Below are 23,422 nucleotides of genomic sequence, written 5' to 3'. Positions count from 1 at the left end.
CTGCTCAATCGCGCCACCTGTGTACATCAGGGCGCAAATTCGACATATGATGCGTTACTGGCGCCGCGCTATGGGCGTCAAACTGCTACTTCGCTGCCACTGTCGGCGCTTCCAGAAAGAAGCGACCCTCAGCGTCATCGTAGGCAAAAAGTTCGGCATAGCGCCCCCATTCCAGCGCAATATCGAGCTGACGCTCGGCTACCTCTGAGGGAAATTCCGGCTCGAGCGCCGTCAACAACACCTCCCAACGCAGCGACTGATTGTCGGCGGCAGCAATCATCCGCAGCATCCAGCGGAAGAAGGGCAACCGCCGCAAGCGCGAGGCGAAGATCTCTTTGCGGGTCTGAATGCTGGCTTCGGCAAAGGCTTCGCCCAATGGCGTCAAGATCAGGTTGCCGCTCTCAACCCGGGCAAAACCGAGTAGTTCAACTGCTTCAATCAGGGGCAACAACTGATCAAGATCCAGTCCTAACTCATCTTGCAGTCTGGCAATCGGATCGCGCTCATCATCTGTGGCATTGGCCTGCTCCAGCAAACCGGCCAACGCCGTCACCGATACTGCCGGCAAGAGGCGAGTCTGGCCACTCTGTCCCGGCTCGGTGCCATACTCAACTGCCTCCGGCTGCGTTTGTCCGGCCAGCACCGCATACACCCGCTCGACCAGCGCCGCGAAGGCGTCAGATTTGCGGTCACGCGGATGGGGAAGGGGCACCAATACTTCGGCAATCACCCGACCCGGATTCTTATCCATGACCACAATCCGATCGGCCATGAAGACGGCCTCTTCGATATTGTGGCTCACCATCAACACGGCGCGAATCTTAAGGCTGCCGCCTGTCCACAACTCCAGCACTTCACCGCGTAATGCCTCGGCGCTCAACACATCGAGCGCGCTGAACGGCTCATCGAGACAGAGCAATTCGGGATCAACCGCCAGCGCCCGGGCAATGCCGACTTTTTGCCGCATGCCACCCGATAACTCGCGTGGATAGGCCTGCTCGAAACCATCCAGGCCAACCAGATCGATCAACTCGACGGCTCGCCGGTGAGCGGTAGCATCGTCAACCCCTCGCGCCTTGAGCGCCACTGCCACATTCTCTTCCACTGTCAACCAGGGGAAGAGGGCAAAGGTCTGAAAAACGATCGTGGCATACGGATTCACACCGTCCAACGACTTTCCGCGATAGCGCACCAGCCCTTCGCTCGGACGGTTGAGACCGGTGATGATGCGCAACAGGGTACTCTTGCCGCAACCTGACGGGCCAAGCAAGGCGACGAACTCGCCCTCGGCGATTGTCAGATTGACATCTTGAATAGCCGTAAACTGGCGCGCTCCCCGGCCATAACGCTGGGTAACCCCCATCAACTCTACCAGCGGTTTCGTTTGACCGCGCTGCATAATATTACTCCTTACTGGCTCTGAAAACCTCAACTTGCCAGTTATTCCATCCGGTACTTCGATTCGGCCAGCCGGTACAACCGTCGCCAGACCAGTCGATTGATGGTAACGACTGCCGCAATCATCGCCAGCGTCGCCGCAAACAAACCGGCAAAATCGCCGGCGGCGGTTGCCGCAGCAATTTGCGCCCCGATGCCAAATGTCTGATACGTCTGCTGATTAAACACGACATACTCGGCAACGATGCTGGCATTCCACGCCCCACCGCTGGCTGTGATCAGACCGGTGATCAGGTAGGGGAAGAGACCGGGTAAGATCAGGATACGCCAGCGTTCCCAGCCGCGCAATTGCAAGAGTTCGCTGGTAAAGCGGAGATCCTGAGGGATGGCCGCAGCGCCAGCAATCACATTGAAGAGCACGTACCATTGCGTGCCCAGCATCATCAGCGCAATCGCGGCCAGATTTAATCCGCCCGGAATGGCAATCAACGCCAGCACCAGCACGGGAAAGAGCGCCGTTGCCGGGATCGAAGCGGCAATCTGCACAATCGGCTGCAAGACTGCTGCCGCCCGTGGCCGCGTGCCGATATACACTCCCACCGGCACCGTCCAGAGCAAGGCCAGGGTCGTTGCGGTAGCAACCCGCAACATCGTCGCGCCCACGCCAAGGATAATCGATCCCCATTGCGCGATTGATACCTGAAGCAGCAGTTGGCTCCCGCTCCAGACACCCCATGCTATGATCAGTACACCGACAACTGTCAGCACCCAGCTCAATGCCGAACGTCGCTGAGTCGAGTTATCCAGGAAAGGATCAGGCGCAGGATGCTGACGAAAGACGCGCCCAACGAACTGGTCGATGCTGCCGGCCAGACGACCAAACCATTGCGACAGCGCCGACTGCCGGATCAGATCGTAAAACCACGACTGCGCCTCATCATCATCGCGCCCAATCATTTCCAGCCGAAACTGGCTGGCCCAGGCCAGCAGTGGCCGCCATACAAACTGATCAAGGGTGACGATGACGATCACCAGCGCAAGCAAACCCCAACCAATCGCGCCTATATCGCCACGGTCGGCTGCCGTTTGCAGAAACGCGCCCAGACCCATCAGGCGAAAATCGCGCTCTCCAAGGGTAAAGATCTCTGCCGCCATCAGGAAAAACCAGCCTCCGGCCCAGCTCATCATGCTATTCCAGACCAGGGCAATTGCGCCGAACGGAAATTCGAGCGTGGTGAAGCGCTGCCAGCGCGAGAATGAGAAGATGCTGCTCGCTTCGCGCAACTCGCGCGGTATGGTGGTCAGTGACTGGTACCAGGCAAAGGTCATGTTCCAGACCTGGCTGGTAAAGATCAGCACCACCGCCGTCAGTTCGACCGCAATCGCTTCGGGCAGCACTGCGCTCAAGCTGAGCAAAACCACCGGCAAAAACGACAGGATCGGCACACTCTGCAACACATCGAGCAGCGGAATCATAATCCGCTCGGCGCGCGCGTTGTAGGCGGCGATATAACCGTAGATCAAGGTGAACAGCAACGACAATCCGTAAGCCAGCGCCATCCGACCTACCGAACGCAGCGCGTAAAACGGCAGCGCGCTCAGCGAGAGATCGATATCCGGCCCCTGTACGGTAGCCGGCGCCCCTTCGGCGGCAACAATTGCCAGCGCCAGTAGCCCGATCAGGATGAGCAATAGCCAGAGATCGGCGCGGCTAAAGAGGGAGCTTTTTGGAAGATCGGGGGTAAAGGTGCGTGGTTTGAACATAGTTTTACTCCCTCTTACGATGCCAGACCCAGTAACCACGTTGCCAGCGAGAAGTAGATCAATACACCGCCGATGTCTGACAATGATGTGACCAACGGGCCGCTTGCAGTGGCTGGATCGAGGCCGAAGCGACGCAGCAGGAACGGCAACGACATCCCGATCAGACTTCCCATCAAGACCAGCACCATCATGGTGAGCGAGACCACACCGGCAACTTCCCAGCCTACCCGGATGACACCAAGCACGCCAACGGCAAGCGCCATAGAGCTACCCAGTAACGCGGCAACCAGTAGTTCTTTGAACAGCAATCGCCACCAGTCACTCGCTTCAATGTCACCGGTTGCCAGCGCGCGCACCGTCAACGTCGCCGATTGTGAGCCGGCATTGCCAGCGCTACCGATCAGCAGGGGCAAGAAAAAGACCAGCGAGACCACAGCCGCGATAGTCTCTTCAAAAGCGGCAATAGCGGCGCCCGAGAAGACATTGACAAATACCAACCCCACCAGCCACGGCACCCGCTTCTGCACCAGTTCCAGGACCGGCACCTCGAGATAATTCCCGCGTAGCGGTTCTATTGCTGCGCTGCGATGGAAATCTTCCGTTACTTCCTCTTCAGCTACATCGATCAGATCATCAAAGGTAACGATACCCACCAGCACGCCGTCGGAATCGACGACCGGCAAAGCCGGCAGGCTATAGCGACGGAGCGCTTCAACAGCCCGCTCGCGATCATCAAACGCAGAGAGCACAACATAGCTCTCATCCATCAAACTTCGCACCGTCTGCGTTGGCTCAGCCAGGATAAATCGGCGCAATTCAATCGCGTCAAGCAAGCGCCAGCGTTCATCGGTTACATAGATGACATCAATCGTTTCACTATTCCGACCACGGTTGCGGATATGTTCCAAAGCGCGCGCAATCGTCCAGTTCGGGCGCACTGCCACATAATCCGGCGTCATCAGCCGCCCAACACTCTCTTCGGGATAACCGAGCAACTGACGCGCTTCACGCAAATCTTCCGGGCTGAGCAAGTTTAATAACTTTTGCGTTACCTGTCCGGGCAACTCTTCAAATAACTGCGTGCGGTCATCAGGGTTCAGGTTGGCGAGCAGCAGGCGGGTCTCTTCCTGACTCAGGCTCGACAGCAACTCGTACTGATCATCGTGTTCGAGATATGAGAAGACTTCGCCAGCTAATGCGCGCGGCAAGACGCGAAATACCAGCATTCGTTCGGCTGAAGACAATTCGCGGAGCAGATCGGCGATCTCAGGAGCAGGCCAGCGCGAGAGCTGCTCGCGTAAATCGAGCCAGCGCTGTTCGGCAATCAGTGCCTGTACCTCATCGAGGCGGGGAGTTGGAAAAGTGGTCATTGTCACCCCCTCTGCATCTTGACAGCGGCGCAGGGGTGACGACAACCATACAGACACAATAATGCCCCGGCGGGCAAGACCTCACCGGGGCACGTTCTATCGAAAAGGCGCTATACCTATTCGTGCCGGCACACCATCCCGATGAGGCCGGTGTATGTATTGATTGTTATCACCACACTTTGCCGCTGACGAGAATGACTACTGTCCATAGCGGTTCCGTTCCTCATCGTTGTTAACCAGCGCCTTACAGGCTTTCCTAACTATACGTCTGAAGCAGCGATTTGTCAATTCAACGTCACCGGAATGAAGATCTGATACGGCGGTGTAGTGCCGGTTGCTGGCGCTGTTGGGGTGCGCGTCGGCGTGAGCGTGGGCGTTAGCGTGCGCGTCGGCGTGGGCGTTAGCGTGCGCGTCGGCGTGGGCGTTAGCGTGCGCGTCGGCGTGGGCGTGGAAGTGGCAACCAGCTCAATCGTATCGCTCGACTGATAGACAGTTGCGCCACGCCGCACCTCGACAAAGACGGTGCGCATTCCCTGACCGGATGGGATCGTCCAATTCATTGTGGAAGCGTAAGGCATCCACTCCGTCCAGGTGACGCCGTCGTTACTCAGCCGCATCTGCTCGGCCCACCCGCTGCCGTAGATGTAGAGCTGCACCAAGGGCGATGTCGTCGCCGCCGCTTCGCCATTAATCACGACCGGATAGGTGTTGAAGCGACAGCCAAACGCTTGTGACCAAAAGCTTTTATAGGTCGTATTGCTCGCGTAGACATAGCCGGCACCGATTTCACATAAGCCATCCCGCAGAATATTATCTCGATGCCCCGAACTATTCATCCAGCCATCCAGCACACTGGCCGGCGTCTGATACCCTGCCGCGAGATTTTCTGCCGCGATTGAGTAGTTATACCCGAAATCCCGAAATCGACTGCCCATAGTTCTACCCAGCGCATCGGTATGTGAGAGCAGATTGCGACTGGCATTGTCTTGCGCGATATACATTGCGGCAGCCTGTAACTGGTCATTGCGGCGAAGCGGTGACAGGCCGTTGGCCATCCGAATTTGATTCGTCAGCTCGATGACTTGCTACATTAGATCGGCTTGCGCGTCAAGTGGAGGTGGCGGCGCTGGCCAGAGGATTAGACAAAGAACGAGAACAACGCAAAAAACAGAGCAAAAACGCATATCCTTCACCTCACGAATGCCGGTATACGTTGCTTCTACAATAGCAAACCAAGATGACTCAAACATTACCTGTCAGAGCAAATTACTTAACCTCCAGTAAAGCGTTACTTCTCGCAGTCGGTGTCCGCGCGGAAGACAATCCCGCATCACATCCATCCCGCATTTGCCGGAGCGTATCTCCACCGCCATCGCACAGCAGCGAAAGACCCTGCTCGCAACCGAATCTGCGCGTGATATAAACCAACGGCGGGACGCAGAATTGCGTCCCGCCAGACATAGTTTACGTTCCTGATATTACTACCAGCTTCACTGCGCCGGGTTCATTCAGATCATGGCGCTAACCAACTGTCACCGAAACAGCAACAACCGTAGTCCGTTCAGCACCACAATGATGGTACTCCCCTCGTGACCAACCACGCCGAGCGGCAATGGCACACCGATGGTCAGAGTCGCGCTCACCAGCACGACAACCACGGCCAGCGCGAAGGCGATATTCTGCCAGACCACGCGCTGGGTCCGGCGGCTCAGGCGCAGCGCATAGCTAATTGCACCTAAATCATCGCGCATCAAGACCAGGTCGGCAGTTTCGAGAGCGGCATCTGTTCCCGCTGCGCCCATGGCAATCCCCACTGTCGCTGCTGCCAGTGCCGGCGCATCGTTGACGCCATCACCAACCATCGCGACCGCTCCGTAGCGCTGACGAAGCTGTTCGACAATGCGGAGCTTATCGGCAGGCAAGAGGCCGGCATGCACCTCGTCGATACCCAATCGTCGCGCCATTGCCTCAGCCACCTGCGGATTATCGCCAGTGAGCATTACGATCCGCTCGATCCCGGCGGCGCGCAACTCGGCAATCCGCTGCGCCGCATCAGGACGTTCGCGATCCATGACGGCAACCAATCCCAGCCACTGCTTGCCGCGCCTGACCAGCAATACGCTTCCCCGCCCTTGCCCGATCAGTTCATCGGCGCGAGCGAGTAACCCGGCAGGCACAATAACGCCTGCCTCGGCAAACAGCCGTGGCGAGCCAACCAGTGTCTCAACGCCATCCCACATCGCCTTGACCCCCATACCGGTCACGGCGGTGAATTGATCGGGAGGCGCAATCGTGATGCCACGCTCTTCGGCGGCATGCAAAATCGCGCGCGCAATCGGATGCTCTGAAGGCTGCTCGGCGCGAGCCGCGACGGTCAGCAGTTCCTGCTCATCAATATCACCTTCCGGCACCAGATCGGTCACTACTGGTTTGCCAAAGGTAAGGGTACCGGTCTTGTCGAAAGCGATCACGCGCACCTTGCTCAGCTCTTCCAGATGCACGCCACCCTTGAAGAGCACGCCGCGCCGGGCGCCGGCAGCAATTGCGCTAAGCAGTGATGCCGGCACGCTAATGACCAGCGCGCAGGGTGATGCAACCGTGAGCAGCACCATGCCGCGATAGAAGACATCGGCAAAGGCAGCGCCGGTAAGCGCCGGCATCGCCAGGATGAAGAGGGCTACGGCCACAATCACGCCAATCGCATAACGCTGCTCGAAATATTCGAGAAAGCTCTGCGAACGCGCTTTGCGCGCCTGTGCTTCGCTCACCATTGTGATGATGCGGGCCAGCGTGCTCTCATGTGCCGGTTTCGTTACCCGCATCGCAATCGCGCCAGTCTGGTTGAGCGTGCCGGCCAGTACCGTCATGCCCGGCGTCTTCAGCACCGGCATTGACTCACCAGTGATAGCCGACTCGTCAAATGCGCCACTCCCGCGCTCGATCACTCCATCAAGCGGCACGCGATCGCCGGGATGCAGGGCTACCACGTCACCAACCTGTACCTCCTCAACCGATACCTGGAGTTCGCGTCCGTCACGAAGTATGGTAACCGTATCGGGGCGCAATTCCATCAAAGCGCTGATTGCCTGCCTGGTGCGCCGCATCGCATACGCTTGTAGCACATTGCTGAGCGAAAAGAGGAAGAGCAGAATGGCGCCTTCGGTAAAATCACCCAGGTAGCCGGCGCCGAGTGCCGCCAGCACCATTAAGAGATCGACCTCAATTGACCAGTGGCGCAGCGACTCGATAATAGTGCGAGTGGCGTAAAAACCGCCAAAAAAGTAGGTTGCGAGATGAACGGCCAGAATAACGGTATCAGGCGCACCGATCCCTTCTAACATAAGACCGGCAATAATTCCGATCAAAGTCAACGCTACAAAGGCCGGTTCGAGGATCTCGTCATTTAGCCACAGCGTCCATCGCTGTCGGGATGTTGTATTGGAAACGGTAATCATGCTCATCTCCTCTCTGCCGCTGCGCTAACCGGCTACGCCTGCCGCTATCCTGTCTGGCTGAGCCTGGCAAATGCCCGCGAGAAGATTTCTTCGCCACGCTCACCGCTCGACCTACGAATGCAGCACTTGCCGATCTTCGGGGTCAAGTCTGGCTAACAGATCATCACCGAGACGGGCAAAAATTCGTTGGGCGAACAGCTCCATCCAGATAAACTGGCGCGCGATCAAGACCATATTGCGATTGGTCGTGACCGTGGCGGTAGTAGACAGATGACCGGATGCGATCAGAAACTCGCGCTCGTCAGCCACAACGATCAAGGTTTCGACCATCCCATGCAACTCGGTCTCACGTTTGGGATGACGCACCACCTGACCAAACGAAAACGGCGCTTCGCCGGTGAGAATGACGCCGAGCGCCACGCCACGCGCATGCGCTGCGGCCAGCGCCGGGTAGAGCGCTTCAACGTCGGCATCGGTCAAGACCAGCATCAGCTCGCGTTCGGCGCCCTCGATCAGATCGCGCGCCGCAGCCAGTGCCTCGCGACGACCGCTAAAGTTCCACAGCCGGTCGCTCTCTTCGTGCCGAAAGAGCGGCATCAACTGGTTGCGCAACGTCTCAGCCCGCTCGCGCGCTTCACGCTCGTACCGATCAAGCAGAATCGCCGGCGAGATCGGACGGTAGAGCGTCGCTTTCTCTTCAACCGACTTCAGTACCGCGCCGCGCGCTTCTAACCGCCCTAACGCTTCGTAGACCATCGAGCGCGGGATACCGGCCATCTTGCTGATCTGATACCCTGTGGATGGATGCTCGCTCAGCAACGCCAGGTATACACGCGCTTCATATTCGGTTAGCCCCAGCGCAGTCAATTGTTCTAATAGATTCGCGTCCATCATAGTTGTTCATTTCCGAACTACTAAAAGTGTACCACTCTCCACGAATTTCGTCAAGGCGATCTTTGTAAATTCGTCTACCAGCCGCAGACGAAGCGATGATGCAGCATGCCCCAAACCGATCCCGCTGATGATCCCGGGCTGCCAGCCGGTAGAGGTAACTGCGACGCCGGGGTCTGTCGCAATGCCTCCGACAGAAACGCTCGCAACGCCTGCCAGGCTTCGCCAGGCGCGCCGCCGGCATTAATTGACTCGATGCCACCAACAAAGGCATGCGGCTGATCGGGAAATATCAGGAAGCGCGTATCAACTCCGGCAGCTTTCAGGTTGCGTTCAAGCTGCTCGACTTCGCTGAGCGGGATCGAGGCATCAGCTCCACCGAAGATCCCCAGCACCGGCCCGCGGATCTGGCCCAATGCGCCCGGATCGACCGTCGCCATCCCGTAGAAGATACCGGTTGCCGCAATCGCCGGGTTGTGCAGCGTGTAGAGCAATGACATACGGCCACCGTAGCAAAAGCCGATTACAGCAATCTGATCGGCCAGCACATCAGGCCGCGCCGTCAGCCATGCGAACACCGCATCAAGATCGGCCTGCACTTGTTCGAGCGGAGTTGTGGTGACCTGATAGATGGCGCGAGGAATCCACGTTGTACTGGCGCCGCGAAAGGTGTCAGGAGCCACCACCAGATAGCCATCGGCGGCTAACGCAGTGGCTTTTTCGATGATGTCGGGACGCAACCCCCACCACTCGTGGATCATGATGACGGCTGGATGAGGGCCAGGAGTGTCCGGTTGGGCGACAAATGCGCGAATCGGGCCAGCCGGGCCGGGAATGGTGGTATTGGTGAGCGCGGCAACTCGCCCACTACCGATCAGGGCGTCAAATGGAATACTCAATAACAGGCCGCCAATTGCCACGGCGATGACCAGACCGATCCAGCTCAAGATGCGCTTCCACCGTTGCACGCTCATCCTCCGGGTGTGTTCTGACAATCGAGGGTTGTGGTTGCGACAAATAACATGAGCAGGTTGCGAGATGCCGCTAACTCGCAACGAGCCAGCCTAATAGCGATTGTAGTCTTTCTACAACCTGAAGTCAAAAGTTGTGTACTCAAACAATGCCTGACAGCCACCAGGCGCAACTCTTGCCATTGACAGCTTGTCGGCAATCGAGTATACTTTGGGGCGAAATGACTCCGTAGCTCAATTGGATAGAGCGTCAGCCTCCGGAGCTGAAGGTTGGTGGTTCGAGCCCACTCGGAGTCGCCAGTACAAAGATACCCGCCCTTATCGGGCGGGTATTTCGTTCCACATCGGCAGCGCCACAACTACCGGTTATCATCGAGCAAATGAGAGCAGACTCTCGCCATTCAATCACAACGTTCCGGTCAAAATCACCTCAACCTCGCCCGGCGCAGCAGCGTCGGTCGGTTCTACCGTTACCATCACCTCAGTATAGGCATTGACTTCGCGCGGCGCCGTAACCACCAGTGTCGCCAGACCGGTCGCATCGACGTGAAAGGTTCCGGCGGCAATCCGCTGCACGCCATCACTCAACCAGAAGCGGTAAACACGATCAGGTTGTAACTGCGGCAACCCACTAAACACCACAACGGCCTGCGCTTCACCGGGATACATGTACATTTCACCTCGCGCTGTCAGATCGGCGCGAGTCGGCAACAATTCGCGGGTAGCCACACCCGGCGCGCTGACAAACGAAACCAGCAGTCGTTCGTGTTCAATCTGTTCATTCAGGCGGGCAATCTGTTGCTCAGAGCGAGCAAGTTGCGCCGCCAGTTGCGCCTGTTGCGCTTCACTATCCGTTACCGCCTGACGCAAATCCCGCACTGCTGCCAGCAATTGCTGGTTCGTTGCAGTCAAGGCTGCAACCTGGCTCTGGAGAGAAAGGGTCAAACTACCGAGAAACACCATCACCACAGCGAGCGCGGTCAGCGCTGCCGGAACCAGCCAGCCGGCGCGTCGGGTCGGATTCGGCGATGCCCCGCGCGCGCGTTGAGCCTGGTCAGCCGCAATCCGCGCCATAAGCTGCGCGCGTACCCGCTGCGGTGGCGACACCGGCGGCGCCGCATACGGCAGCAACGCCACCGTTTCGCGCAACTGTTGCAGTTCGGCGCGTGCCGCAGGGGAACTGGTTAATAGTTGATCAAGCGCTGCCAGATCGGCGGGGTCAAGACTGCCAAGAGCAGCCGCAGCAAGCAGCGCTTGTTCACGTTCCTGATCTGAGTCGTGCATTGCTAACTACTCTTCTAGTGATCGATTGCATCTATGCCATAGTGAAGCAATGCCTGCTTCAATTTCTGCAAACCGAGCCGAATGCGCGTCTTGATAGTACCCAGGGGGCTTTGCAACTGATCGGCAATCTCGCGCTGCGACAAACCACCGAAATAGGCCAGCTCAATGACTTCACGCTGATCAGCCGGCAGATCAGCCAGCGCGCTGGTAATCAGGCGGCGACGCTCAATTTCCAGCGTTGATTGTTCAACATCTTGCTGCTGATCGGGCACATTTGCCAGCGCCTCTTCACCGTTGCTTGCAGAAGCTGGACGCACTTGCCGCCGTCGCAGCTCATCGATGCAGAGATTGCGGGCAATACCAAACATCCAGGGCAGGAACGAATTGCCGGTTTGAAAGGTTACCGCTCGCTTCCAGATGCGCCAGAAGGTTTCTTGCACCACCTCTTCCGCTGGCTCAGCCGTGCCCAGCATCCTGAGCGCCAGACCGTATACTACTCGCGAGTGCCGATCATACAGTTGCGCTAACGCTGCGCTGTCGCCAGCGGCGACTAATTCCATTAATGCCTCGTCACTCAGCCGGGTCAAACGAGCCACATCATGCGGTTGGGCCACAGCCAACCTCTCTCAGATATACGCACATCACGCCGGATTGGATGCCTTACAACGCTGTGATGTGCGAAGATTCCTCGCGCCTATTATACACGCCTCGTACCACTCAGGTAAAATATCGCCTGTTGTCAGGTGAAGATACCAATACCTCGCAAATTATGGTACAGTTATATTGAATCGAATTCTTTGCTTGACAGCCGCAATGAATATGTTATAGTTCAGATTGTGGCGAATATCACAAGGTGACTATATTTCACCTTATCCTCTCTGGCAGGCGCGCCACAATCGCCGGATCGTCGTCGCCTCCGGCGCCAGACCGGCTCGGCGATCCTAGGAAGGAACAGCCGCATGGCCGGCTACCAACCGCAATTGAACCCATCAGGGCCGGTGACAGTGCCCGAGACGCGGGTAGTAACAAATGGTTATCACGTTACCGGAGAGCTGCCACCGCAAACCGCTGGCGGTCTGGCCGGCATCTTCCATCGCGCCGGTATCCTGGCTGATCTTGGCGCAATCGAGCAACGCCTGCTCGAACGCACAGCCTCGCGAGTAGCCGTGATTAGCGCTGCCGGCGCGCATACTGTGCGCTCAGGTGGCAAACGCCTCCGCGCTGCGCTGGCCGTGCTTGCGGCCCATCTCGGCCAATACCAGCTCGAGCGCGTATTGCATCCGGCGGCAGCCGCCGAACTGATCCACGCTGCATCACTTGTTCACGACGATCTAGTTGATCAGGCCAACCGCCGACGCGGCCAGATTACCGTTCATGCCCGCTGGGATAACGATGTTGCGCTTATGGTCGGCGACTACTTTTTTGCGCTCGCTGCCGCCGAGATGGCGCTTAGCCCCGATCCGCGCATCATTACCTTCTACGCCGAGGCAGTGCAAACTATCTGCGAAGGTGAACTCAGTCCGGTGACTGTTGCCGAACCATTTGACCGCGCCTTAAACCAGTACCTCTACAAAACCGGCGCCAAAACCGCCGTGTTGTTCGAAGCAGCGTGCAAAGCCGGTATGGTCGCTGGTGGCGGCAACGATGAGCAGGTGGCAGCCCTTGGTCGCTACGGGTACGATCTCGGCATGGCATTCCAGATTGTCGATGATGTGCTTGACTTTATCGGCGATGAGCGGACGATGGGCAAACCAGCCGGCAATGATTTACGACAAGGCACCATCACGCTGCCGCTCATTTACGCCACTGCCGCGTCACCCAGCCCGCGCCTGCGCGATGTCTTACAGGAAACACCACCAGACGAAACTCTGGTTGCAGCCGTGATTCGTGAAGTTATCGACCTTGGTGGCGTCGCCGCAGCGCAAGCTGAAGCCGAACGTTACATCGAGCGGGCAATTGCGCATCTCGACATCTTCCCGCCCTCTTCGGCTCATCAGGCATTAGTTGAGATCGCTCGCTTCGTGATCGAACGCGCGGTCTAATCTGAGCAACAGTATGGGCGATGCCAGGCATCGCCCATATTTCGCCATTCACTGCATTCACATCGAAACGGGTTTCAGCCACGTTGACGCAAAGCATACTGCACGCCGTCGCGCAGGTCGGCACGCGTATCAATCGAGCCGAGATCTACGCCGAGCATGGCCAGAGTCTGCGCGACATCGGGACGAATACCGGTGACAATCATCTGCGCGCCAAGCAACCGCACTGCGGTTGCGCATTGCAAGAGCGCCTGCCCGACCTGCGTATCTATGACCGGCACACCGGTGACATCAAGCACAACTACTCGAGCCTGACGCTGCTGCACGTGTTGCAACAACGTCGCCACCAGTTTTTCCATCCGCGCGCTGTCAAACGCGCCGACCATTGGCGCCAGCAAAACCCGCGACGCCACTTCCAGCACCGGCGTTGAAAGTTCGGCCAGCAACGCAGACTGCGCCGCAATCACCTCTTCGCTGATCGCCAACTGCCGCCGCAACTCTTCTGCCTGCTTGATGTCGGTAATATCGATCCGCAAGCCAACCGTGCCACCATCGGCAGTGCGACGCTCAACGATCCGTATCCAGCGCCCGTCAGCCAGATGCTGCTCAATCGGCTCTAGCTCAGCGTGCTGTCGCAATCGCTCGGCTACCCACTCATCAACTCGCCCAATTGCCGCCGCATACTGGCCACGCTCGGCGCCCAACCGAATGAACTCGGCAAACGGTCGCCACGGCGTAATTAGATCGGCACTGATCGCGTACAGCTCGCGATAGCGGCGATTGCAAAAAACAATTCGATCTTCGGCGTCGAGCAAGAGAAAGCCCTCTTCAAGGCTGTCAAGCGCGTCGAGAATGACGTTAAGCTGTTTTTCTGCTGAGCGCTGAACGGTCAACAGCGCCGTAATATCCACTGCCTGCGCAGTCAGCGCAGTTTCACTACGCCGAATGACCACCTGCGCATAACGCGACCGATCGCAGCGCAACGGCGCGGCAAGTGACAGGGGCGGATCGCCCGCCAATAACACCCCAACCCATTCCCGCGCGGCCTCACAGTCACGATCCTCCCAGGCCAGCAGTTGCGCGCATGCGGCAATCAAATCATTCGCAGATTCGCTCGTGCCACTCCATTCCTGCCATATGCGATTACGCCATACCGGCCCCCCCTCTGGCGCATAGACAGTTGGCAACGGTAAGGCATCAAGGATTGCCAAAAGTTCATTGCTCATCGCTTCCTGCAGTCTGATACAAGAGATGTAGTTGCATTATAGACCTATCGGCTATCGGCCCTGCAGTCTGGGACAACATCCCTCGACAACGCGGACGTCGTTCATCCAGGGGGAAACAGGGGCGCGGCTCCTCATACGCAGTATACTCAAAAGCGGCAGGCACGCAAGCCGTACCATTCGCATTGGCCGAGCGGCAATGTGGTTTCCGGCTGCGATGATATGGCCAGTGGTGGCGACCCAGGTGACCCCGTTCAGGAATCTGATGTTACCCTTGACGCGCTCCATCGCCAGCGCGGTCAGAGTGCGCGCAAGGGCGACCCCGTTCAAGAATCTGATGTTACCCTTGACGCCGCGCCGTTCGCGCCGAAAACCAGATGGACAGGATTCGCCGAAGAAGGCCGGTGAGGCCCTTTTGGGGTTATGCAGCAGGCGCCAATTGGTCTCAAAAATGGCTTGTTTGTTTCCCGGAACGCCGTGTTAGTCCGCGCTTTGCAATGTCTTCTCAATCTCTCGCTTGACGTGTGGTAGTCGTTCTGTTATTGCCTTCCAAACCAGATGATAGTCTACGCCAAAGTAAAAGTGGATTAACTTATCTCTCATGCCCGCCATTTCTTTCCATGGAATTTGGGAATGCTTTTGGCGTATCTCATCGGGTATCTGCTTCGCCGCTTCCCCAATGATTTCAAGTTTTCGCATGACGGCACTGGTGGTCTTATCGTCTGCCTGGAATGTCTCCAAGTCCATTCCTGAAATGAAGCCTTCTATGCTTTCTATCGCTCTCAGGCTATCCTTCAAATAAAGGGTATAATCTCTCATACAGTCACAACCTGTTGCAGGACAGATTCTCGCAATTCTGCGCGAAGGGCTTGCTTGGGGACCACATCTACCTGACGCTGGAATATTTCTTCTAAATACAAAGCCAATCCAATCAAATCAAATAAATCTGCGTTCTCTTCAAACTCTGCCAGCAAGTCAATGTCACTGCTTGCATCTTGTTCCCCACGAACGAAAGAACCAAACAGGCCGATTTCTCTGACCTTATAACGCTCAACGATGATGGGTTTTAATTCTTTCAACTTAGCTACGACATCTTTTGCATTCATAGGTACATTCCCTTGTGCAATTGTGCCATCTGTCGGCGGGCTAACGGCTTGGCTCACTGGCAGCGAGCCGACAGGCGAAGCCATCCGTGTGCAACATCCCTCGACTGCGCGGACGTCGTTCATCCAGGGGGAAACAGGGGCGCGGCTCCTCATGCACAGTATACTCAAAAGCGGCAGGCACGCAAGCCGTACCATTCGCATTGGCCGAGCGGCAATGTGGTTTCCGGCTGTGATGATATGGCCAGTGGTGGCGACCCAGGTGACCCCGTTCAGGAAGCTCTTCCCCCCATGCAGCCGGGCCTGCCGAATTTCAAGCAGGAGGTACCCTCATCAGCAAACTCGGCCAACCCAAGGCACAACTGGCGGCAGCCCGTCCCTTCGCTTCGATGACCCGCCTCAACCCGAACGCTGCCAGCGTAGACATCGGCGCCCGCGAAATCCGGGTTTGCGTACCGGGAAAAGCGAACACCGGGCTGGCGCGCTCCTTCGGCGTCTCCACCCCCGACCTGCAGACAATCGCCGCCTGGCTGAAAGAACACCACATCGAGACGGTCGCTATGGAAAGCGTCAGCGTCTCCTGGATCCCGCTCTTCGAGACCCTGAAAGCGGACGGTTGTCGCTGCCACCTGATCAGCGCCCGTTCCCGCAGGCGAGCGCGACCCACACAAACTGGCGGCGCTGCGGGACTATCGCTGCCAGAAGGACGAAGCAGCGATTGCCCAGGCGCTGACCGGCGCCTGCGCCAGGAGCATCTCTTCGTCCTCAAGCAATCCCTGGCGATGTACGACTTCTCCACCCGCCAGATCGAAGCCTGCGACGCCGACATCGAGCGCGCCTACGGGACATCCGCAAGCATCTCAAGCGCATCTGCGGCGCAGCCGTGACCGTCATTCACGGGCTGGTCGTCTCGCCGGTTCAGCAGGCCGTCATAGAGACGGGAACATGTCCAGGTTCCCCACCGAAAACCACGTCTGCTCCTGGCTGGGGCCGGCTCCCAAGCGCGAAATCTCGGGCGGCCAGACACTGCGTAGCGCCACGCTCACACGCGCAACCGCGCCGGGCAGGTCTGTTGCAAGGCAGCCACCTCGGTCATGCGCTCGGACTGCGTCTTCAGCGTCTTCTATCGGCGGATGAAAGCCCGTCTCAGCCCGGACAGGCGGCGGTGGCCACGGCGCGCGTCATCGCCCGGGTGTACTGCCGCATGGTAACGTACAAGATCGAATACCAACCCGCCAACATGGAGGCCTACCAGCAAAAATACCGCCACCAACAGGTGAAATCCCTGCAAAGAACAGCCGCCCGATGAGATTTCCAACTCACCCCGGCCTGAATGAGCTGTTTCCCAGGAAGAGATGCATTTGCATTATAGGGCAGAGCAAACATCCTTCAACTGCCAATTCCAACAGATTGTACTCGCCGCGCGCATAGCAAGTGTGGTATAACCATGATAGGTATGCAAAATGTGTGCAAAACATTGACAAAGGAGTTTGCCATGACTCTCACTGGAATGCATGCGCTGGTAACCGGTGGCGGCAGAGGTCTGGGACGAGCCAGCGCCCTGGCATTAGCCCGCGCCGGCGCCGCTGTTTCAGTGCTCGCTCGGAGCGCTGATGAAGTCGCCGAAACTGTCTGGCTGATTGAAGAGCAAGGACAGTCAGCGCTTGGCCTGACCGCCGATGTGCGCGAGAGCAGTCAACTCAAGCAAGCTGTAGCTCGCGCTCACGAGCAATTCGGCCCGATTCGAATTCTGGTTGCCGCAGCCGGTATCGGCCTGCGCGCGCCGATTTACGAGACCAGCGAAAGCCAATGGGACGCAGTTATCGACACGCTGCTCAAAGGCGTCTTTCTCAGCGCGCGCGCCGTCATCCCCCAGATGATCGAAGCCGGCGGCGGCAATATCATCGTCATTGGCGCTCCCCTTGAGCGCATCGCCGTGCCCGGTTTCGCCGCCTATTACGCCGCCAAAGCCGGAGTTGACGGCCTGGCGCGAGTCATGGCGAAAGATCTGCGCCGCTTTGGGATCAACGTCAATCTGGTGCATCCCGGCGGCTTTGCCGACACCTATCTGGTGCGCGCGACTGTGCCCGAAGTGCGGAGCGGTCTGCTTAGCCCTGATGAAATTGGCCCGGCAGTGGTCGAATTGGCCGCTCTACCACCGCGGAGCCAGACCGGACAGACTGTCGATGCCCACGCTCGAAAATTGGCGCAAAATTAACCTGTTCAGGGTATTGACAAAATCTGTGCAAAGATCGAAAATATACACATCCGAAATCTTTGAGGAGGCGTATATCCAGATAGAGAATAATCGGCAATCCTCAAAGAACCTGAGGCCCGCGTCGTCGCCACCGACCGGAGACAAGGAGTACTGCCGTGAAAGCCTTCCCCCAAAAGCACGTAGCCGACAATGAAATTGAACCGGACGAAGTCAGTGAGACAACCGAACTCGATGCTGAGTGGGACGGCGATGTTGAACTCGTTGCTGAAGAAGAGCTTATCGATCTGAGCGAAGAGATCAGTGACGAGGTCGATATTGAGCCGGTTGAAGACTCGGTTCAGCTCTATTTGCAAGAGATCGGGCAGGTACCGCTTTTAACTGCCGAAGAAGAGGTAGAGCTGGCCCGGCAGTACAGCCGCGGTAAAGAGGCGCGTCAACGCCTGCAAAACGAGCAGTACACCAGCGAGCGCGAGCGCATGCGCCTGGAAATGGAACTGGCTCGCGGCGAAGAAGCGCGCCGCCGCCTGATCCAGGCCAATTTGCGCCTCGTAGTGAGTGTGGCCAAGAAGTATATCGGTAGCCCGATGGCATTTATGGATCTGGTGCAGGAAGGCAATATCGGCCTGATGCGGGCAGTTGAGAAGTTTGATTACACCAAGGGTAATCGTTTCAGCACCTACGCTACCTGGTGGATTCGCCAGGCAGTGACCCGCGCCATCGCCGAACAGAGCCGCCTGATCCGGTTGCCGGTTCACCTCAGCGAATCCATTGTTCATCTGCGCCGCGCTATCTACCGGCTCGAACAAGAGCTAGAGCGCGAGCCGACTGCTGAAGAGCTGGCTCACGCCCTCAATATGAGTCTGCGCAAAGTGAAGCGGTTGTTGCGTGCTTCGACCCAGCCGATCTCGCTCGAACAACCGCTGAACAACGAGCAAGAGGGACGGGTGAGCGAAACCCTGGCCGATGAGTCGGTCGCGTCGCCGATGGAGATCGCCGAACAGAATATGTTGCAGGCCGAACTAACCGCCGCTCTCAACGAGTTGCCCGAACGTGAGCGCAAGATCTTGCAGTTGCGCTATGGCCTGCTCGACGGTCAACGTCGTACCCTCGAAGAGGTCGGCGCAGCCTTCGGCATCACGCGCGAACGCACCCGCCAGATCGAAGCAGAGGCGCTCCGCCGCTTGCGCCACCCCAGTGTCGGTCATCGGCTGCACGGATATTTGGATTAGCCAGAGCTGACTGTTATCGACAAACTGCGCAGCGCGCTTATCATTAATAACGGGCGGCGAGGATATTTCATCCTCGCCGCCTTTGGCTTCAATACTGCGCCGGTTCCTTCTCAGGCAAGGGTTCGCGTCCGTAGAGGGCAGTCAGATAGGCCAGATGATGAGCCAGGTCGAAATTGAGCTGGTCGGGCCGCATACGCCATGCCCAATTACCTTCGGCCCGTCCCGGCAGGTTGAGCCGCGCCCACGAACCGAGACCCAGCACATCTTGCATCGGGATGATCACTGTATCGGCTACCGACATCAAAGCAGCGCGAATGAAATCCCAGGCAATGTGCTCGTCGCGCGCTCCTAGATAGTCACGCACACGCTGCCGCGCGGGTTCGTTGAGCGATGACCACCAGCCAACCGTCGTGTCATTGTCATGCGTGCCGGTATAGACGACCAGATCGCGCGTGTAGTTGTGCGGAAGGTAGGCGCTCGTCGCGTCACTCCCCCAGGCAAACTGCAATACTGCCATCCCCGGAAAACCAAGATGACGGCGCAGCTCATCCACATCAGGAGTGATCAGGCCGAGATCCTCGGCAATAATCGGTAATCGCCCCAACGCTGCCCGCACCGCTTCAAACAATGCTGCGCCCGGCCCGGGGACCCAACGTCCGGATAACGCCGTCTCTGCCTGCGCCGGCACCTCCCAGTAAGCGGCAAAACCGCGAAAGTGATCAATCCGCGCAATATCGACCAGCTTGAAGAGCATGCGGAAGCGTTCGATCCACCAGTCGTAACCGCGCCGGGCCAGCACATCCCATCGATACAGCGGATTGCCCCAACGCTGCCCGGTTGGACTGAAATAATCAGGCGGCACACCGGCAACGACCGTCGGATGACCGGTATCGTCAAGGTAAAAAATGTCCGGATTCGCCCACACATCAGCGCTATCAAAAGCGACAAAGATCGGCAGATCACCAATAATCTGAATGCCACGCTCATTGGCATAACGGCGCAACGATGCCCACTGAGTAAAAAAGATCCACTGCAAAAACTGATGAAACCCCACCCGGTCGGTGAGTTGCTGCCTCGCAGCAGTCAACGCGGCTGGATCGCGACGAACCAGCGCCGGCTCCCAGTGATTCCACGGCGCCCCCTGGTATACCTCTTTCAGAGCCGCAAACAGCGCGAAGGTATCGAGCCAGGCTTGCTGTTCGGCGCAAAACTGCTCGAACGCCATGCGCTGCGTCGCATCTGCATGCGCCATAAAGCGGGCAAATGCCCGCTCCAGGCGAGTCAGCTTCCACGGGATGACGGCGCCGTAATCGATCCAATCACCGTAAGCGCCCGGCGCGCCATGCAATGCGCTTTCGTCAAGCCATCCTTCCCTTGCGAGCTGGTCGAGCGAGATAAGCAGTGGATTGCCAGCTAACGCCGACAGACCGGCATACGGTGAGTCGCCGTAACTGGTCGGCCCCAGCGGCATAATTTGCCAGCGTCGCTGTTTGGCCGTCACCAACCAATCAACAAATCGATACGCCGAATCGCCAATATCGCCAATTCCGCCACGCCCCGGCAATGCCGAGGGATGGAGCAGAATACCACTGACCCGCCGATCGTACATGGTGTCACCTCAATGAGCGCTCATGAACTATTTTGTTGTATTTGCAATTATAACACAAGAAACAATTTTTCAAGCATGAAGATAGTGCCCGCCTGGTTGAGCTATGGTTATCACCCCCTGACCAGTTCCGACATTTCACCGGTCGTTATCACACCCCATTCCGTCAGCAGACAACCCTTTTCACCATCGCCGATTCATTGCCGCTGCGCTGCGCCCGCGCCAAGCTACCATCCCCCGCGCTGAAGAACCGGTTCCGGCGCCGTTTCCACCCTGACAACGGCGCAAGAGATCGTCGCAGCTACACAAACACTCCTGGAATGACAATGCAAACCAAGAGGGGAATGAATTGATCTTGACGGTGTGAGCCAGGCGTGGCGTGAGCGCACATCGGCGGCGAGGTGGCCAGGCAACGTTGCCAGCCACTCTCTCAGGCAAAGGATTGAGGCGCGGTTGGCATTCGCGCCTCCCGACCTCTCATCACGACCCACTCCGGCGGCGTGTCAACCCTTTCAGGCATCGCATTGCTGCCGGAGCCGCCGCAGCCGCGAGATGATCAATATGGGGTAAGGAACAGGAATATAGTTATTGGCACAGAGACGACCGCACCCTCTCTGCGCCCGAATCTGGCTGACCAGACAAACCCACTACCTACAAGATCCGTTTCCCCAATGCCGACAACGTTAGCTCAACGGCCAGCTCAGCAGTCGCATTGCGTTCGTCCAGAATCGGGTTCACTTCAACGATGTCGAGGCTACGCAGAGCGCCACTCTCGGCAATTAGTTCCATAGCCAGATGAGCTTCGCGCGCTGAGATGCCGCCATTGACCGGCGTGCCCACGCCAGGCGCTTCGCGTGGATCAACCACGTCGAGATCAAAACTGAGATGAAAACCGTCAGCCGCTTGCGTGGCGATGGTCAGCGCTTGCTCCATGACTGCGGCCATGCCACGACGGTCAATATCGTGCATCGTGAAGACCGTCACTGACGCAGCGCGCAGCGCCTCTCGCTCTAGCGGATCAAGATCGCGTACCGCAATCAACACCACCTGACCCGGTTCAAATGCCGGCACACGACCAGCAAGGCCGGTAAGCAACGGATGGCCGCGCCCGGTCAGCACGGCCAGCGGCATGCCATGAATGTTACCGCTCGGTGTTGTTCGCTCATCGTTGAAGTCGGCGTGAGCATCGATCCAGATCAGGCCGAGACGGCGATAACGGGCGCTGCCACTCGCCGAACCGATAGCAATACTGTGATCGCCGCCCAGAATCAGCGGTAACATCGCTTGCGCAGCAACATCGGCTACCAGATTGGCAAGATGCGCGCAGACCTCCGCAATCGGTTCGAGGTAGCGAAGGCGGGAATCGGGTGGCGGTAACGGCGTTGTCTCTACCATCGGCGTTGCCAGATTGCCAAAATCGATCACGTGATGCCCCAGCTCACAGAGCCGCCGGCTCAAACCGGCATACCGGATCGCGCTTGGCCCCATATCAACACCGCGCCGCCCGGCCCCCAGATCGATTGGCACGCCGATGATAGCGATTCGTGATCCCACGGTCATGGAGTAGCCGACTCCTCTTGCTCATTGGTTGCCAGCGGCAACGGCTCCGGTGGCCCAAAGAACACCTCCAGCACTCCATTGCGGAAGTATGCTCGCCGCGCCGGACGCTCAGCCAGCGTGGTCGGGAGCAACATATCGCGACGGAAGTTGCCGATCTCAATAAACAACTCGTCGCCGCGCTTCGTCATCGACACCTTGCCGATCTCAACATGAGGCAGCGGCAAGCGCAGCACATATTCATCACCTTGCCTGACGATCTCTTGCGTCTTGCCGATGAAGTGTACCTTGACCGGATCATCCTCGCCGAATAACTGCTGCCCGACCATTGCCAGATCTTTGATACCGGCCAGATCTCGCGCATAGTAGGGACTTTCCCAGATCGGTAGCGGGCGGAAGAGATCGTAAACCATCTGGCGATAGCCTTGCTGGATTCGAGCCAGCTCCTGCATAAACGCGCCCTCGACCTGATCCATCGGTAACACCCGGTTGAGCACAACCCCATCAACCGGATAGCCAAATAAGGCCAGATAGGTCGAAGCCCGTTGCGCCTCTTTAATTACCATCCGCTCAGGATTGACCACCAATCGGTACGAGCTGATCTGCGGATCGGTAAGCGTCGCTCGCAACGCCTCCACACCCTTGGTCAATCGTTCGAGCTTGGCAAAGACATCGGTTGCCGGCACCAGTTGCTTGACCAGCGGACGCGCAACTTTTAGCGTGGTTGGTTCCCAGTCCATCACCCGCGCAGCGTACCACTGAAAGGTTTCCGGCATCGTCAAGAGCCGAACTGTCTCGCCGGTTGGCGCAGCGTCAACAATCACCACGTCAAAATTGCCCTCACGGGCCTGCCGCCGAATATGCAGAAGGCTGACAACCTCTTCCATGCCGGGAATGATTGCCAGTTCTTCGGCAGCTACTTCATCAACTCCTCGACGGCGCAGGAGATTGCTCAGGTATACCCGCAACTCGCCCCAATGTTGACGAACCTCATCGAGTACGTTAATCTCTTGCCCCCACAGTCGTTCTCCGATCTGGGTCGGCAGCGATCCCAATGGAGTATCAAGAGCATCGGCCAGACTATGCGCCACATCAGTGCTTACCACAAGTGTGCGATAGCCAAGCTCCGCCGCGCGCACTGCTGTCGCTGCCGAGGTCGTAGTCTTGCCGACGCCACCCTTGCCGAGATAGAGGATCAGCCGCATTGATGCATCCTTTACCTGTCTGTCGCCATAAAGAAAGTCGCTCTTCTTACTGATGCGACGCCGCATCAATTGTATATGTTGCAATTCGCCCCGTCAATTAACTATGGTA

19 protein-coding genes and 1 tRNA gene are annotated in these 23,422 nt (G+C 57.9%); 5 read left to right on the top strand and 15 right to left on the bottom strand.

The genetic code is table 11. The features are described from left to right. Nucleotides 1–85: 85 nt before the first annotated feature. From Q0650_RS06410 to Q0650_RS06380, 7 genes are all read right to left on the bottom strand, one after another. Nucleotides 86–1,399, bottom strand: a complete 1,314-nt coding sequence (locus Q0650_RS06410; RefSeq protein WP_298817071.1) for a nitrate/sulfonate/bicarbonate ABC transporter ATP-binding protein — start codon at nucleotides 1,397–1,399, stop codon at nucleotides 86–88. A 41-nt stretch (nucleotides 1,400–1,440) separates the two neighbouring features. After that, a complete protein-coding gene (locus Q0650_RS06405; RefSeq protein WP_298817069.1) occupies nucleotides 1,441–3,162 on the bottom strand; it encodes an ABC transporter permease subunit in 1,722 nt (573 codons plus the stop codon). A gap of 14 nt (nucleotides 3,163–3,176) precedes the next feature. Next, on the bottom strand, nucleotides 3,177–4,532 hold the full coding sequence (gene mgtE, locus Q0650_RS06400) for a magnesium transporter (protein ID WP_298817067.1): 1,356 nt from the start codon (nucleotides 4,530–4,532) through the stop codon (nucleotides 3,177–3,179). Between the two features lie 284 nt (nucleotides 4,533–4,816). Beyond that, on the bottom strand, nucleotides 4,817–5,605 hold the full coding sequence (locus Q0650_RS06395; protein ID WP_298817093.1) for a CAP domain-containing protein: 789 nt from the start codon (nucleotides 5,603–5,605) through the stop codon (nucleotides 4,817–4,819). A 459-nt stretch (nucleotides 5,606–6,064) separates the two neighbouring features. Next, nucleotides 6,065–7,987 (bottom strand): heavy metal translocating P-type ATPase, encoded by a 1,923-nt coding sequence (locus Q0650_RS06390; RefSeq protein ID WP_298817065.1) that lies wholly within the window; start codon nucleotides 7,985–7,987, stop codon nucleotides 6,065–6,067. Nucleotides 7,988–8,098: 111 nt separating this feature from the next. Then, on the bottom strand, nucleotides 8,099–8,881 hold the full coding sequence (locus Q0650_RS06385; protein WP_298817063.1) for a TrmB family transcriptional regulator: 783 nt from the start codon (nucleotides 8,879–8,881) through the stop codon (nucleotides 8,099–8,101). Between the two features lie 74 nt (nucleotides 8,882–8,955). Continuing rightward, on the bottom strand, nucleotides 8,956–9,852 hold the full coding sequence (locus Q0650_RS06380) for a dienelactone hydrolase family protein (RefSeq protein WP_298817061.1): 897 nt from the start codon (nucleotides 9,850–9,852) through the stop codon (nucleotides 8,956–8,958). A gap of 220 nt (nucleotides 9,853–10,072) precedes the next feature. Between Q0650_RS06380 and Q0650_RS06375 the strand changes: the two genes are divergently transcribed. Next, nucleotides 10,073–10,149, top strand: a tRNA-Arg gene (locus Q0650_RS06375). 105 nt (nucleotides 10,150–10,254) lie between these two features. On the opposite strand, the gene Q0650_RS06370 is transcribed toward Q0650_RS06375, so the two are convergent. Next, complete coding sequence (locus tag Q0650_RS06370; protein WP_298817058.1) at nucleotides 10,255–11,133, bottom strand: anti-sigma factor domain-containing protein; 879 nt, start codon at nucleotides 11,131–11,133, stop codon at nucleotides 10,255–10,257. A 14-nt stretch (nucleotides 11,134–11,147) separates the two neighbouring features. Then, nucleotides 11,148–11,747: an RNA polymerase sigma factor gene (locus Q0650_RS06365; protein WP_298817055.1), complete on the bottom strand. Its 600-nt coding sequence runs from the start codon at nucleotides 11,745–11,747 to the stop codon at nucleotides 11,148–11,150. Nucleotides 11,748–12,092: 345 nt separating this feature from the next. Here Q0650_RS06365 and Q0650_RS06360 point away from each other — a divergent pair, with 345 nt between their 5' ends. Then, entirely contained in the window at nucleotides 12,093–13,175 is a 1,083-nt protein-coding gene (locus Q0650_RS06360) for a polyprenyl synthetase family protein (protein ID WP_298817053.1), read from the top strand. 74 nt (nucleotides 13,176–13,249) lie between these two features. Here Q0650_RS06360 and Q0650_RS06355 read toward each other — a convergent pair whose 3' ends face one another. From Q0650_RS06355 to Q0650_RS06345, 3 genes are all read right to left on the bottom strand, one after another. Further along, on the bottom strand, nucleotides 13,250–14,398 hold the full coding sequence (locus Q0650_RS06355; RefSeq protein WP_298817051.1) for a PAS-domain containing protein: 1,149 nt from the start codon (nucleotides 14,396–14,398) through the stop codon (nucleotides 13,250–13,252). A 477-nt stretch (nucleotides 14,399–14,875) separates the two neighbouring features. Continuing rightward, on the bottom strand, nucleotides 14,876–15,214 hold the full coding sequence (locus tag Q0650_RS06350; protein WP_298817048.1) for a DUF86 domain-containing protein: 339 nt from the start codon (nucleotides 15,212–15,214) through the stop codon (nucleotides 14,876–14,878). Further along, entirely contained in the window at nucleotides 15,211–15,501 is a 291-nt protein-coding gene (locus Q0650_RS06345; protein ID WP_298817046.1) for a nucleotidyltransferase family protein, read from the bottom strand. The genes Q0650_RS06350 and Q0650_RS06345 overlap by 4 nt, the downstream gene beginning before the upstream one ends. A 386-nt stretch (nucleotides 15,502–15,887) precedes the next feature. On the opposite strand from Q0650_RS06345, the gene Q0650_RS06340 reads away from it, so the two are divergent. The 3 genes from Q0650_RS06340 to Q0650_RS06330 all read left to right on the top strand — a co-directional run bounded on the left by Q0650_RS06340 (nucleotide 15,888) and on the right by Q0650_RS06330 (nucleotide 18,945). Continuing rightward, nucleotides 15,888–16,385: a hypothetical protein gene (locus Q0650_RS06340; protein WP_298817044.1), complete on the top strand. Its 498-nt coding sequence runs from the start codon at nucleotides 15,888–15,890 to the stop codon at nucleotides 16,383–16,385. Nucleotides 16,386–16,993: 608 nt separating this feature from the next. Beyond that, nucleotides 16,994–17,716 carry an SDR family NAD(P)-dependent oxidoreductase gene (locus Q0650_RS06335; RefSeq protein ID WP_298817043.1) on the top strand — a complete coding sequence of 241 codons (723 nt, stop codon included), beginning with the start codon at nucleotides 16,994–16,996 and terminating at the stop codon, nucleotides 17,714–17,716. A gap of 155 nt (nucleotides 17,717–17,871) precedes the next feature. Further along, the gene (locus tag Q0650_RS06330) at nucleotides 17,872–18,945 is read left to right on the top strand and encodes an RNA polymerase sigma factor RpoD/SigA (protein WP_298817041.1); all 1,074 of its coding nucleotides are present in this window, start codon (nucleotides 17,872–17,874) and stop codon (nucleotides 18,943–18,945) included. 88 nt (nucleotides 18,946–19,033) lie between these two features. On the opposite strand, the gene malQ is transcribed toward Q0650_RS06330, so the two are convergent. The 3 genes from malQ to Q0650_RS06315 form a co-directional block, all read right to left on the bottom strand. After that, entirely contained in the window at nucleotides 19,034–20,554 is a 1,521-nt protein-coding gene (gene malQ / locus Q0650_RS06325; RefSeq protein ID WP_298817039.1) for a 4-alpha-glucanotransferase, read from the bottom strand. A 648-nt stretch (nucleotides 20,555–21,202) separates the two neighbouring features. Beyond that, entirely contained in the window at nucleotides 21,203–22,111 is a 909-nt protein-coding gene (gene rocF, locus Q0650_RS06320; protein WP_298817037.1) for an arginase, read from the bottom strand. Beyond that, nucleotides 22,108–23,313, bottom strand: a complete 1,206-nt coding sequence (locus tag Q0650_RS06315; RefSeq protein WP_298817035.1) for an ArsA family ATPase — start codon at nucleotides 23,311–23,313, stop codon at nucleotides 22,108–22,110. The genes rocF and Q0650_RS06315 overlap by 4 nt, the downstream gene beginning before the upstream one ends. Nucleotides 23,314–23,422: the final 109 nt, after the last annotated feature.

This window comes from uncultured Chloroflexus sp., assembly GCF_937129525.1.
Lineage (GTDB): Bacteria > Chloroflexota > Chloroflexia > Chloroflexales > Chloroflexaceae > Chloroflexus.
This window is presented reverse-complemented; position numbering and strand designations above follow the sequence as displayed.

What these genes read in the sequence shown, in the direction of transcription:
- Q0650_RS06350 (WP_298817048.1), bottom strand. Translation starts at nt 15,214, where the DNA reads ATGAGAGATTATACCCTTTATTTGAAGGATAGCCTGAGAGCGATAGAA.
- Q0650_RS06385 (WP_298817063.1), bottom strand. Translation starts at nt 8,881, where the DNA reads ATGATGGACGCGAATCTATTAGAACAATTGACTGCGCTGGGGCTAACC.
- Q0650_RS06315 (WP_298817035.1), bottom strand. Translation starts at nt 23,313, where the DNA reads ATGCGGCTGATCCTCTATCTCGGCAAGGGTGGCGTCGGCAAGACTACG.
- mgtE (WP_298817067.1), bottom strand. Translation starts at nt 4,532, where the DNA reads ATGACCACTTTTCCAACTCCCCGCCTCGATGAGGTACAGGCACTGATT.
- Q0650_RS06340 (WP_298817044.1), top strand. Translation starts at nt 15,888, where the DNA reads ATGACCCGCCTCAACCCGAACGCTGCCAGCGTAGACATCGGCGCCCGC.
- Q0650_RS06345 (WP_298817046.1), bottom strand. Translation starts at nt 15,501, where the DNA reads ATGAATGCAAAAGATGTCGTAGCTAAGTTGAAAGAATTAAAACCCATC.
- Q0650_RS06410 (WP_298817071.1), bottom strand. Translation starts at nt 1,399, where the DNA reads ATGCAGCGCGGTCAAACGAAACCGCTGGTAGAGTTGATGGGGGTTACC.
- Q0650_RS06390 (WP_298817065.1), bottom strand. Translation starts at nt 7,987, where the DNA reads ATGATTACCGTTTCCAATACAACATCCCGACAGCGATGGACGCTGTGG.
- Q0650_RS06360 (WP_298817053.1), top strand. Translation starts at nt 12,093, where the DNA reads ATGGCCGGCTACCAACCGCAATTGAACCCATCAGGGCCGGTGACAGTG.
- Q0650_RS06380 (WP_298817061.1), bottom strand. Translation starts at nt 9,852, where the DNA reads ATGAGCGTGCAACGGTGGAAGCGCATCTTGAGCTGGATCGGTCTGGTC.
- Q0650_RS06335 (WP_298817043.1), top strand. Translation starts at nt 16,994, where the DNA reads ATGACTCTCACTGGAATGCATGCGCTGGTAACCGGTGGCGGCAGAGGT.
- rocF (WP_298817037.1), bottom strand. Translation starts at nt 22,111, where the DNA reads ATGACCGTGGGATCACGAATCGCTATCATCGGCGTGCCAATCGATCTG.
- Q0650_RS06355 (WP_298817051.1), bottom strand. Translation starts at nt 14,398, where the DNA reads ATGAGCAATGAACTTTTGGCAATCCTTGATGCCTTACCGTTGCCAACT.
- malQ (WP_298817039.1), bottom strand. Translation starts at nt 20,554, where the DNA reads ATGTACGATCGGCGGGTCAGTGGTATTCTGCTCCATCCCTCGGCATTG.
- Q0650_RS06405 (WP_298817069.1), bottom strand. Translation starts at nt 3,162, where the DNA reads ATGTTCAAACCACGCACCTTTACCCCCGATCTTCCAAAAAGCTCCCTC.
- Q0650_RS06370 (WP_298817058.1), bottom strand. Translation starts at nt 11,133, where the DNA reads ATGCACGACTCAGATCAGGAACGTGAACAAGCGCTGCTTGCTGCGGCT.